This is a genomic window from Fibrobacter sp. (genome assembly GCA_012523595.1).
Lineage (GTDB): Bacteria > Fibrobacterota > Chitinivibrionia > Chitinivibrionales > Chitinispirillaceae > JAAYIG01.
In genome coordinates this window covers 1-12,815 of the sequence record JAAYIG010000087.1, presented here as the reverse complement: position 1 = coordinate 12,815, position 12,815 = coordinate 1, and the positions used below count along the sequence as shown (strand labels likewise).

Below are 12,815 nucleotides of genomic sequence, written 5' to 3'. Positions count from 1 at the left end.
GCTGATTTGACCATTTCATTTTCAAAATTCAGAGTAATTGATCATTCTGGAAGGGATTTAATGATGAATAACGAGACACTGCTTCAGAAAGCAAGGGAATATATCTCATCAGAGCAGGATTCCTTTTTCAGCTCACAAGTGGCTGAACTGATTGAAAAACAAGACTTTACAGAGCTTAGCGACCGTTTCTACACTGATCTTGAATTCGGTACCGGTGGACTCAGAGGAGTGATTGGCGGAGGATACAACCGGATGAACCCGCTGGTTGTCAGAAGGTCCACACAGGGATTGGCCAACTATATCCGGAAAGCCTTTCCAGACAAAGAAAACTCCGCTGTTATCGCCTACGATTCAAGAAATTTTTCCGATGTATTCGCTCTGGAAGCTGCGCTTGTGTTATGTGCCAACGGAATCAAAACCTATCTCTTTACCGGCATCCGCCCTACTCCTGAGTTGTCCTTTGCAGTAAGAAAACTGGGAGCATCAACCGGAATAGTGGTGACAGCCAGCCATAATCCTCCGGAATACAACGGTTATAAAGTTTACTGGAGCGACGGCGCCCAGGTGGTTTCTCCTCATGACAAGGGGATAATAAGTGAGGTGCGGTCGGTATCGGGCCCCATTCCCATTATAACAAAAGAGCAAGCCATAAAAACTGGCATTCTGGTGATGATTGACAGGGAGACCGATGAGCCTTTTATCAGCATGGTCAAGGAGTGCTCCCTCAGGCCGGAATTGATCAGAGAAAAAGGGAAAGATCTCAAAGTAGTTTTCACTCCGCTTAATGGAACAGGTGCTGTCCCGGTCGAGAGAGCGCTGAGCGAGATGGGGATACAGGTCACTTTTGTACCTGAGCAGAAAGATCCCGACGGAAATTTTCCCACGGTGAAATATCCAAATCCTGAAGAAGCCTCGGCGATGAAACTGGCACTTGATCTGGGTAAAAAAGAAGGTGCGGATCTGGTGATGGGTACCGATCCCGATGCCGACCGCCTTGGAATAGCTGCTCCTGACAATGGGGTTTTCCGCCTTATCAGCGGCAACCAGCTTGGAGTTCTCCTTGCTGACTACATCTTCAGCTCCCGTAAGGAGCTGGGAAAGATGCCCCCCAGACCGGCTTTCATAAAATCAATTGTAACATCTGAACTGCAGTCTCTCATCGCAAAGAGCTACGGCGCTGTTTCCTTTGATACGCTCACCGGGTTTAAATGGATCGCTGGAAAGATACGGGATTTTGAGACCGGGCCGGAAAAGTATGACTTCGTCTTTGGTGATGAGGAGAGTTACGGATTTCTGGTAAACAAAGACGTTCGGGATAAGGATGCAGTCTCGGCAGCCACCATGACAGCAGAGATGGCCCTTTATCACAAGAGTCAGGGAAGGAGCCTCTGGGATCAATTGAGAAGGATCTGGGAAAAGTACGGTTACTTTCAGGAAACACTCATCTCCAGGGTATTCAAGGGTGAGGCCGGGCTTCGTACGATGAACAGCATGATGGAAAAAATCCGCAGCAATCCCCCCTCGACCTTTGCCGGTCAGAAAGTTACTGTCATGAAAGATTACCTGGACGGGACCAGTTTCTATCCCGATGAGAACAGCAAACGTAGGGATATCAACCTGCCCTCGTCAAATGTAATCCAGTTTATTCTCACCGATAACAGTATTGTCACTGCCCGACCCTCCGGAACCGAACCCAAGATAAAATTCTACGCCTCCTGCAGAGCTAACCCTGGGGAGCATATTGATAGGGCAATGGAGTCGGTAAAGGGCAAAATCGAGGCAATCAGCGAGGCGCTCAACAATTTGTTTGAATGATCTTCTGAATCGGCTGTGAATTGGGACCCGATCTTGCAAGAGAGGGTCCTTTTTTTTTATGCAGATGCGTGTAAAAAATCGAGGGACGGACTATTTTTTTGCTTTTAAGCTTTAGCGCTTCACTGCCCCTGTCTATCTGGAATGACTTTTGCCCTCCTACCAGATGCTATGGCTAACAGGTTTCCCGCCTCATTTTCACAGAAAAGGAGTTTTCCTGGAATAGTCTTCTCCTCACTGATACACCTTCTGACAAATCCTGTCACCATTGCGGGGCTTGTGCTTTACCCCTCCACCTGGGTGCTGATCTCCATGCAGGTAATCCTGATTGTAAAATCTGTCCTGCTTAAAAATACTGAACCTGATCTTTTTCCCTCTGGCCTGCTTCTTTCCCTCCTCCTTCCACTCCTGCTGATACAGGCAGTAAAAAATCTTCTGTATTCTATCTCTAGTGCTGGAAAGGCTTTGACTGCTATTCTCTGCCTTATCTACTTTCTCCTCACACTCTTCTTTGTAACAGAGGATGCTCCTTTTGATTATTCACTGCTGCATCTTAATGCCGATCTTCTCTCTTATAAACAATCCTGGATACTTCTTTTCGAACGGTTGAATCTCTCCTCTTACATGCTTTTCCTCTTCTATTCCTCGCTTTTTGTATTGATGAGAATACATCAAAGAAAAAAAAGGCGCAGGTTCAGGCCAAAATATCCCCTGTTAAGAGGTATGATCTCTCTTGTACTCTATACTCTGCTGATAAACGCTCCTTTCCGGAACATGGATCAGTTTTACACCCTGTATCATTCTTACAAAGATTACTCGATTCAACAGAGAGCAATCAAACAGGCCGAAAGCCTTCTCGATAAACCCTTCCCTTACGTACACATGCCGGATTCCGCTTCAATCGCAGACAATACATGCAAAAATCTGCCTCATATTTTTCTTGTCTGTCTCGAATCATGTAATGGCAGTTTGATAGAGAAGAGAACCGGGAGAGGAGACGAGATTACCCCTTTTTTCAACAGTTTAATACCTCAAGGGGTTTACGCAGAGCATTTTTACGGGAATTCAGTGCAGACAGCACGTGGATTTTTTGCCCTTCTTACTGGAAATCTTCCCGGATTCCGTAAAAAAGAGTTCACATCGATGACTGACCTTAACATCAGGTGTCTGCCTGCGATTCTGTCCGAGTATGGCTACCGCTCATATTTTATCAAGGCTTATCATGATCTTAACTATGATAATACCGGTGAATTCATGAAAAAGGCGGGATACCACAACGTGTGGTCTATGACAGAAGACATTCTTGACAGTGAAGAGAGGAAAAACCGCTGGGGGTGGGGACTTCAGGATGATTATTTCTACCGGAAAGTGTTCAGGATGCTTGATGAGGAATGGGAGAAAACCGATTCAAAACAAAAGAGAATACCATTTTTTGTGACTACTCTTAATGTGTCAAACCACATGATGTTCAACAGCATGCCTGATAATCAGAAATACCTCTACCCTGATGCCGGTCCTGAGGATTATGCGCTCAATTTCCGCAATTCCATGTTTCTGTCCGATTCCTGCTTAAGGGAGTTTTTCGTGCAGCTTGACAGAAGAGAGTGGCTCAGGAATTCAATAGTTGTGATTGTCGGTGATCACGGATTCCCATCGGGTGAGCACACGATGAAAAATGAAAAAGGCGCCTGGGAGGAAAATTTCCGGACCCCGATTCTTCTTCTCTGGAGAGGACGTCTCAAACCGCTGCGCCTCTCAGGCCGCGCCTATTCCCAGATAGATCTTTTGCCTACTCTTTTTGATCTGCTCAATCTTAACCCTGCACATCACTCTGCCGGAAAATCGATTCTTGATCCAGGAGAGCGTGAACCGGTGCTGCTGACACAGCCCTATGATGGAATCTACCTGGTAAGTGTGGATTATCCCTTCAAGATGGTCAAGAGGCTCAGGGGTGATTTTCGTGCAGTTTACAATCTGGCAATTGACCCCGGAGAAAAGCGCAATCTCATAGATCAGGATTCTCTCAGGCCGGTAGTGCTGAAACTGGAGAAGAGCCTTATGAAGATAATGATGAATCAGGTGCTGCTTGAGAGCAACCGGATATGGCCTGGAACCTGCAACTGACTATCTCCAGGAGCCGGGAAAGAAGGTGTCAAGGATAAGAATGGCTTTTTCCAGTTCACTTTTGTTTACTTTTATGCGGATTTCCTTTACATCACGCATATCGAGAAGATCGCTGCTGTTTCCGACAACAAAGCTGTTTATGTTGTTGGATTCCAGAATTTCCTGAGCCAGGTCCGCCTGACGCAGGTCTTTGAAATTTCCCAGTTCGACTAGCTCCTGTTGATCCATAATTATCATCTTTCTTTTACCTGGTTGGAGGTCCCGGAGAGACAGTTGTGATATCTGAGGCGAGAAATCTCTCCATAATCAGGATAACATCTCCGGATTTATTCTCATCGGTTCTGCTCCAGAAAAGAAGAGCTCCCTCGGAGAGACCATCAATATATTTTCGGGCAATCTCTGCAGGCAGGCCAAATTCCTTTAAAACTGACTCCAGACCCTTTTCCGGTTGCTCTACTGCCGCACCCACCATCGTAGTGGCCACTACCCCTGCTACATATATCCTTCCGGTGTCACTGACATTTATTGGCTGCTGACCCCCGAAAAGCCTCTTAAGTCCCCCTAGCTTTTCCTGTTCGGTTCCTTTCTGATAGGAGAGTTCATTACTCTGGATTTTCAGATATTCCTTTGCCATCGCCTCCTGCACTATGCAGTTCATCTCCTCTTCTTTCAGACCTGCCTGAAGGAGGGTTTCGATAGCCTTTTTGGCGTAATCGATTTCCGGGAACAAACAGAATATGATTCTCATGGGGAACCTCTTTTTGTGTGATTCTTTATTAAGAGAGAGCTAAGGATGTGCCAGTTGGGAGGGGGGAAATTCACCTTGGGTGAAATAGCAAAAAGCGCTTAAGTTTTTTTACCCCAGAGGTGACATAGTGACCCAGGCGCCAGGTGCTTAAAAGAAAAAGCATAGTCCGTCCCCAACTCATCCATTATGATAAATCTTTGATTTTTCCTGAGATAAGGCACCTGATGAAACGTGATCAACTAATAAATAGTCCACCTGCAACTAGGGTATTCTTTGGTGGTTAAGGGTGAATCTGTGACTTAAGCGGTTAAGTCTTTTCGTTACCCCAGAGGTGACACAGTGACCCCGGGCACCTAATGCTTAAAAGCAAAAACATAGTCCGTCCCCTGCCCATTGAGAGACATAACACCTTGAAATTGCTTGAGTTAAGACTTAATTCATGCTTTCATCTTCCTAGAAGAGATTAGCCTTACAGCCTAAAAAGGCAGTGTCCTTAAGTTATCTCCGGAGCGAAACTGTTATCGATCAATTTGAGTCTTAAATTGCTATTCTATCCCCGTCATCACCGATCCAACAACATAAACCCTTGATTTCACATGAATTAAGACCATATATCACAATTTTATCTACAAGGTGAATCTGTGAACAGAATCCTTAAAAGCAAAAACATAGTCCGTCCCCTGCCCCCGTCCGTGGCACCTCCTTTGCTTTCTATCATTATAGTAAACAGGCTTCAGGGCGGAATGCCTTTCTCTATGCTCAAGGAGGGCACATGTTTGGAACCCGATTCACTCTATTTAAACTTCTCGGTTTTGAAGTCCGTATCGATACAAGCTGGATTATCATCGCCCTGCTTATCGTCTGGTCCCTGGCCCAGGGGGTCTTTCCCCTCTACGACCGCACTCTCTCACCATCAACCTACTGGGTTTTAGGGGTTCTGGGGGCAATTGGACTCTTCGGGTCTATAATTTTCCACGAGCTTTGCCACTCCCTTGTGGCCCGTCGTTTCGGCCTCCCCATGAAAGGAATCACCCTCTTTATTTTCGGCGGAGTGGCTGAGATGGATGATGAGCCTGCGAGCCCCAGGGCGGAATTTCTGATGGCCATTGCCGGACCCCTGGCAAGTATCGGCGTAGGGGCTCTCTGTTTTGCACTCCTCTCTTTCACCCGGGGAATCCTGGCAAGGCCTCCAAGTCTGGTGCTAAGCTACCTGGGAACCATCAACCTTATTTTAGCCGGTTTTAATCTGCTTCCGGCTTTTCCTCTTGATGGTGGGAGAGTATTTCGCTCTGTGCTCTGGAGATGGAAAGGAAATCTTCGCTGGGCAACAAAAGTGGCCTCCGGAGTCGGTTCCGCTTTCGGCCTCTTCCTGATTTTCCTGGGGGTGTTTTCTGTACTGGGCGGAGGACTCATAGGGGGAATCTGGTGGGCTCTTATCGGGCTTTTTCTCAGAAGTGCCTCTAAAATGTCCTACCAGAATGTGCTTGTCAGGGATGCCCTGGAGGGAGAGTCGGTGAGACGATTCATGAAAGAGGAGCCCGTTACAGTTGCTGCCGACACCACTGTGGATCATCTGGTCGAGGACTTTATCTACAAGTACCACTACAAGATGTTCCCGGTTGTTAAAGATTCCAAACCTCTTTCATGCGTAAATATCAACGATGTCAGGAATATTCCCAGGGAGGAATGGAATCATCACACAGTTGATGAACTGGCTAAACCATGCTCCACTGACAATACTATCTCAATCGATGAAGATGCTCTGAAGGCACTTTCTCTTATGAACAGAACAGGCAGCTCAAGGCTTATGGTGGTTGACCATGGAGGAAGACTGGTAGGGATGGTCGCCATGAGAGATCTGATGCGCTTTCTGGCTCTGAAACTCGACCTCGAGGAGGAAAGTGTTTCCAAAGATAATAGAAACGAATAATAGATTTGCTCAGTGAGTCCGGTTCGAATATCGGTATCGGCATCGGCATCGATATCGATTGTTCCTACTCAGATTTCCTCTAGAGAATAATCCAGAATCGTTTGTTCCAGATCCATAGGTGAACTGGGTACTTACTCTCGTGTTGTCGCGTTGTCGTTCTATCGTATTGTCGTTCTGTGGTACACAGTCTTAAAAAAAGAACCGCCGGGTACGAGACCCGGCGCTTCCGCTTCACCCAAAATACTGCAAGAGGGCCTTGCAGGTAGGAAAAATAAGAGGTACTTATAATATAACCCGTTTAGGAAAAAGACGCAAGCGGATTTTTTTCTCCCCGATACTGTATACATGTAACTCCTTGTCACTTCAAAAGATACAACTTGTTGAGAAATAAAAGAATCCTGTCATATTCAAGAATAACCATTTGACCCTTCCGCCGGAAAATACGATTTTTAAAGCTTATCATTGCAAGATGGAGATGTTATGGCAACAGTTTTTATCGATGGTCAGGAAGGGACAACCGGGCTTAGAATTCTGGAAAGACTCAGGCCCAGAAAAGACATTGAGCTGCTTGAGATTCCCTCAGAAAAAAGAAAAGATATTGCCACTAAAACTGAGTTTCTTAATAATGCAGATGCTGTAATTTTCTGTCTTCCAGACCAGGCCGCAAGAGAATCTTCATCGCTTATAACCAATCCGAAGACTAAAGTTATCGATGCCAGCACTGCTTTCAGGACTGCTCCTGATTGGGTGTATGGAATGCCTGAATTGAGCAGAGAGCAAAGAGAAGTGCTTCGGACAGCAAAACGGATTTCCAACCCGGGGTGCCATGCAACAGGTTTTGTTATTTCCATGGTTCCGTTAAGGGCTGCTGGGATAGTTGGTGAAGATTATCCAGCCGTTTGCTATTCTCTGACCGGGTATAGTGGCGGGGGGAAAAAGATGATAGCCCGGTATCAGGACCCTCAAAATGCCGAAGAAATCAGACCACCTATGCACTATGCCCTTACACTCAGGCATAAGCATATTCCGGAGATGCAGAAATACACCGCTTTGCAGGATCCCCCGCTTTTCCTTCCGGTTGTGGGAAGTTTTTATAATGGCATGGTAGTAAGCATTCCTCTTAATACAAAACTGCTAAAGAAGAATGTGTCGGTAGAGGATGTGCATGGGGTACTTTCCTCTTATTTCGATTCAGAGCCTTTTATCAGGGTGTTGCCTTTAGACCAGGAACAGATCCTCGATAATGGGTTTTTGTCTCCCGTTAAGTGCAATGAAACCAACATGCTGGATCTTTTTGTGTTCGGCAGTGACATGCATATCGTAGTGATGGCCAGATTCGACAACCTTGGCAAAGGCGCATCAGGTGCTGCTGTCCAGAACATGAATATCGCATTAGGCCTGGAGGAAACTGCCGGCCTTTTAAGTTGATAATTTCAGGCTATCTGGCTTTGTTTTTATCCGAACTGTCTATTGCATTGATTCTTCATATACGATTAAGAAAATTTCTTTCACTGGTTAAATCAGGAATTTCTTTTCGTGCGAATCAGGCTAGTTTCTTTACACTCCGCATATCTACCTTTACCAGTGCCTTTCCAAGTCCCTCCACTTCAAGCATCAAATAACGGGAATTTCTGATCTCCGCAATCTTTCCCTTTATGCCTCTTAAAAGTCCGGACACTACCTCCACATCCTCCTCAACCTCAAAGCCCTCCTCCAGAGGCATAACCGCCATCCCGCCCTCCAGGGCTGAGTAAATTGCCGAGATCTCTTTTATAAACCGGCTCTGATTACGCACCTCGATCAACTGCGCCACTCTTCCGGTGCGGTATATATTCTGAGGGGTGTCCTGAGCAAAAACAATATATCCGGGAAACAGGGGAAGTGTAAAGATACGCTTGCGGGTGGTTTCTCCCGGGCGGGTGTATACTTTCTTATAGAGGGGAAGATAGTACTCGACTCCTGCAGCGACAAAATCGAATGCAAGCTTCTTTTCCTGGCGAGCCTTAACCTTTGCTATCCACCACTTTCCTTCAGCCTGTTCGATTGGACGATCGGGAAACCTTGATGGGGGGAGGGGTTCCTTGTTGCTCATACTTTGGAAAAATACATCCGGAAGAAAGTTGATGTTATTCGGGGATTTGGAACATATGAAAGATTCTCCTGCAGCAATTCAGGTTATTACTGAAACCAGAGCGATGTTTGATTATGATTAATGGCAACTCAATATAATATGCTTGTCTAAATAGCATAATATTACTTATAATTAAGACAGCCTATAGCTTTGCTCAAAAATACTCACCCTGGAAGACGTAAACAGCACTTTGGGCTGCGGGAAGCGGTATGAACAGGGCACTAATCGTTACATCAATTCTTACAGTGCTGATTGTTAACAAAAATTCTCATTGTCAAAATCCTTATCCGTGACAAACTTGGAAATTTTGCGGGTGCATCATCCGATATTGTTCTGCATAACAGCAATCCTGACATTATCGGTGTTGAAAAAGGAACAGAAGGAGAGATAATCATCAATAAAACCGGAACCGGAGAGAGTAAATTAACAATTAGCCATCCTTTATATTCCAGCAGCAAATTCAGTTATACACTGGTGGTTATTACAGATGATATTTCTGTTTCTGCCGGGCACCTGACGAGCTTACCTGTTATTTATCGCAAGCCAAATGCTGAATACAATGTTTATGATATTGCAGGAAGAAAGTACAGTACAAAAAATCCTGCAGGCAGAAACATATCTGGTTTGTTTATTAGAGATATAGATGCTGGAAAGAGGTATAAAACCGAGCTTTAATTGACAAGGTAGTTTCAGGAACGACGAGCCGGAAGGTGATGCCTGCCCAACAGGAAGGACAGAAAGCATCCCGGTGCCGTCTGCGGCAGCCGCCCAAAATCATATTCCTATTCTGAGACAGTCTGCACGGCCCCTACCATTTTCTTATGTTTTAATATATGATTTCCTGCTTTTACAGGAATGACAAGGGATATTACTTCTTCACATAATAAATCTTTCCATTAACAACTTTCGCCACAGAAGTAAACGGATGCCGTACAACCTTGCTCTTGTTAAAAATATGAATCACCTCAAATCCATTCACTTTCAGATAATCTGCTATCATCGACCGGTGACATCTCCACCACAGAAGCTCAGAACACATAACCACAGTTCTCTTTTCGTAAGCTGCTTCCATCAGATCATTTATACCCTTCAAAAACACCTCACTCTCCATGTAATCAGCATATCCCCGAAACATGGGATTTCTCCAGGCCAGGTTCTTTGAATCTGCCCTGCTCTTGCGCCTTCCACCCAGATCTTTTGAATGCCTGTATTCAATACCTTTTTGCGGCAAACTTTTACTCAGGATCTCTTTATTGAACTGAGGATTCTTTCTTGATCCAGGGTACGACCGCACATCATCCAGCAAAACTATCTTAAAATGCCAGAGCACATCGATAAAATCATCCAACGTACGTGTTGAGTGCCCGATAGTCCAGATTTTTACGGTCTTTTCACCTTCGGTCATTATTGTTCGCCCCGGGTTTAATCCCACTGAGAGCAAATACAATTCCTGCTCAAGTATATCTATTGTCACACGCAATCGCCTTGCCTGCGCCATAAATACTATTTTTTAATTTTTACTCTATACTTTTACCGGTAAAGGATCCGGATGACTCTCCAGTCAAGCCATATTGCAGGTATCTGCGTCATTTTCACTGTATTCTTCAGTACAGTATCCTCACCGATAGCCTCTTCATGGGGAGATCAGGGTGACGGAACCTACAAAAATCCCATTCTCAATGCCGATTACTCCGATCCTGATCTGATCCGTGTTGGATCTGACTTTTACATGGTTTGCTCTGAATTCCATTTCATGGGTATCCCGGTCCTCCACTCAAAGGATCTTGTCAACTGGAAAATCATCTCCCGGATATATCGCCGTCTTGATATATCCCCGGAGTACTCAACCTTTGACAGGTACGGAAAAGGTTCCTGGGCACCATCGATACGTTACTATAACGGTCGTTTTTACGTTTATTTCTGTACACCCGATGAGGGTCTGTTCATGAGCAGTGCTGCGGATCCGGCAGGACCTTGGGATACAATTCACACAGTCAAGGCTGTTAAGGGATGGGAAGATCCATGCCCCTTTTGGGATGATGATGGTAGTGCATATCTGGGCCATGCCTTCGTGGGTTGCAACCAGGGAATCTGGATTCACAGGATGAGCCCTGATGGAAGGATGTTACTCGATGAAGGGCAGAAAGTTTATGACGGGCCCTGTGCTGAGGGCACTAAAATTTTTAAACGAAATGGATGGTATTACCTGTTTATCCCGGAGGGTGGAGTCGAGAATGGATGGCAGACGGCGTGCCGGTCTCGAAGTATTTATGGCCCTTATGAGTCAAGGAAAGTACTGCAACAGGGGACAACCAGCATTAACGGACCACACCAGGGTGGTCTGGTGGACCTGGAAAACGGGGAATCCTGGTTTATCCATTTTCAGTCGACAGGAGCGATCGGTCGCATCTGCCACCTTCAGCCGGTCAAGTGGATTGATGACTGGCCGCAGATCGGGATAAATGGCGAGCCTGTACTTTCGTACACAAAACCCAATGTGAATGGAACTTATCCGATCTCTGTCCCGCAGACAAGTGATGAATTTACCGATCCGGAACCGGGTTTACAGTGGCAGACAAATCATAACCCCGTGGAATCGATGTTTTCTTTAACTGAAAGACCTGGTTTTCTCAGGATTAAAGCATCGATGGCATCCGATGTCTACCGTGCATCCAACACCATGACACAAAAAATCATGGGGCGTAAAGGAGAAGCAACCATCAGTCTTCATATAAATGGAATGGAAGATGGGCAAATAGCCGGCTTGACAATAATGAATGACAGATTCTCCTGGATAGGTGTGGAAAAAAGCTCCGGTTCATTCTATGTCAGGACATCGATAGACGGTGAAGTTACAACCGGACCCGTGTTTTCAGACAGTGTTATCCTGCTTAAGGCAATCATAGATCTGGACAATATTACTGCACTTTACTATAGTCTCGATGGTACAACGTTTCAAAGACTCGGCGGAAACTGCATACTTAAATTCGGATTCTGGAAAGGATCACGGATCGCAATATTTACCTATAATACCACCGGCACGGCAGGTTTTGCGGATTTCGATTATTTCCGTTACACTTTTGATGGACCACAGGTAACGGATGTCAGTTCCCGGAAAGAAATACACCGTACAATCTCTGAAAACAGCGGAAATTTTTCTTTTCATCTTAACAGAGGATATCTGCGGATTCTTCCTGATCCCTCTACAAAAATCTCAAATATCGAGATTTACAACCTCAAGGGGTGTCTTCTGCACAGGAAACCGGTAACAGGTCACAATCAGTCAGTTATAAACATCAGAGGCCTTTCCAGACCTTTCATAATCCGGCTGGTCAGCCCGCAGGTGGTTTTGGGGAGGGTTTTTGTGGGATTATAGCAAAAGGTCCGATACTGCATCTTACTTGAACAATCCTTTTTTAGTGGCTGGTGCAAATATTATTTTATAGATCTGTTTGAAATCTGCACCATTAGCTCAGTTGGTAGAGCAGCTGACTCTTAATCAGCGGGTCCCAGGTTCGAGTCCTGGATGGTGTACTTACTTTAAGGCTTCTAAAAACTTGAATAATAAGGATTTAGAGGCCTTTTTTATTTCTGGCCGCTAAAATTATCCATTTCTAATCTACCCCTTAATTACCCTCAAAACCCCTGTTTTGGTGGACAGGTGTCCACCGAGTGGACACTTTGGTGGACACTTTATACCTCAAAACCGAATACTATAACTATACAACCTGGGGGTTTAATTAAGCTGAAAAAGGGCTGATTTTATGCTGTGAGATTACGCCTGAATTTGAGGTTCATACTTTTATCAGGTTATGGATTCTTAAAAGAACTGCTGTGACAAAACGTGACTTGGATGGACTTGCCTGAATTTCCTTTTACCTCGGAGTTAATTTTTTTGAGAATTTTATAGTTGAATTGATGACAGGTTACGGATTCGTAAGAGAGGTGCTTTGACAGGAAGGTGACTCAATTGCTCTTTTCCCACCCAAAATGGTATAATCTGTAGTTGTTAATATATCTTATTAATAAAGTGGATTTTTTAAAGTAGAGCATGATGCAATTCGACATGC

Annotated in this window: 10 protein-coding genes and 1 tRNA gene; 7 read left to right on the top strand and 4 right to left on the bottom strand. The window is 45.1% G+C overall.

The window, feature by feature from the left end:
• Positions 1-63: 63 nt before the first annotated feature.
• Positions 64-1,815: a phospho-sugar mutase gene (locus tag GX089_05375; protein NLP01904.1), complete on the top strand. Its 1,752-nt coding sequence runs from the start codon at positions 64-66 to the stop codon at positions 1,813-1,815.
• 168 nt (positions 1,816-1,983) lie between these two features.
• Positions 1,984-3,936: a sulfatase-like hydrolase/transferase gene (locus GX089_05370; GenBank protein NLP01903.1), complete on the top strand. Its 1,953-nt coding sequence runs from the start codon at positions 1,984-1,986 to the stop codon at positions 3,934-3,936.
• On the opposite strand, the gene GX089_05365 is transcribed toward GX089_05370, so the two are convergent.
• On the bottom strand, positions 3,937-4,164 hold the full coding sequence (locus GX089_05365; protein ID NLP01902.1) for a hypothetical protein: 228 nt from the start codon (positions 4,162-4,164) through the stop codon (positions 3,937-3,939).
• A 16-nt stretch (positions 4,165-4,180) separates the two neighbouring features.
• On the bottom strand, positions 4,181-4,684 hold the full coding sequence (locus GX089_05360) for a hypothetical protein (GenBank protein NLP01901.1): 504 nt from the start codon (positions 4,682-4,684) through the stop codon (positions 4,181-4,183).
• Positions 4,685-5,456: 772 nt separating this feature from the next.
• Between GX089_05360 and GX089_05355 the strand changes: the two genes are divergently transcribed.
• A complete protein-coding gene (locus GX089_05355) occupies positions 5,457-6,614 on the top strand; it encodes a CBS domain-containing protein (protein NLP01900.1) in 1,158 nt (385 codons plus the stop codon).
• A 480-nt stretch (positions 6,615-7,094) separates the two neighbouring features.
• Positions 7,095-8,042: an N-acetyl-gamma-glutamyl-phosphate reductase gene (gene argC, locus GX089_05350; protein NLP01899.1), complete on the top strand. Its 948-nt coding sequence runs from the start codon at positions 7,095-7,097 to the stop codon at positions 8,040-8,042.
• A gap of 115 nt (positions 8,043-8,157) precedes the next feature.
• On the opposite strand, the gene GX089_05345 is transcribed toward argC, so the two are convergent.
• Positions 8,158-8,706 carry a hypothetical protein gene (locus tag GX089_05345; protein ID NLP01898.1) on the bottom strand — a complete coding sequence of 183 codons (549 nt, stop codon included), beginning with the start codon at positions 8,704-8,706 and terminating at the stop codon, positions 8,158-8,160.
• 291 nt (positions 8,707-8,997) lie between these two features.
• Here GX089_05345 and GX089_05340 point away from each other — a divergent pair, with 291 nt between their 5' ends.
• The gene (locus tag GX089_05340; GenBank protein ID NLP01897.1) at positions 8,998-9,420 is read left to right on the top strand and encodes a hypothetical protein; all 423 of its coding nucleotides are present in this window, start codon (positions 8,998-9,000) and stop codon (positions 9,418-9,420) included.
• A gap of 193 nt (positions 9,421-9,613) precedes the next feature.
• Here GX089_05340 and GX089_05335 read toward each other — a convergent pair whose 3' ends face one another.
• Complete coding sequence (locus tag GX089_05335; protein ID NLP01896.1) at positions 9,614-10,150, bottom strand: DUF488 domain-containing protein; 537 nt, start codon at positions 10,148-10,150, stop codon at positions 9,614-9,616.
• Between the two features lie 144 nt (positions 10,151-10,294).
• On the opposite strand from GX089_05335, the gene GX089_05330 reads away from it, so the two are divergent.
• Positions 10,295-12,121: a glycosyl hydrolase 43 family protein gene (locus GX089_05330; GenBank protein NLP01895.1), complete on the top strand. Its 1,827-nt coding sequence runs from the start codon at positions 10,295-10,297 to the stop codon at positions 12,119-12,121.
• An 85-nt stretch (positions 12,122-12,206) separates the two neighbouring features.
• Positions 12,207-12,279 (top strand) — tRNA-Lys (locus tag GX089_05325).
• The last annotated feature ends 536 nt before the right edge of the window (positions 12,280-12,815 follow it).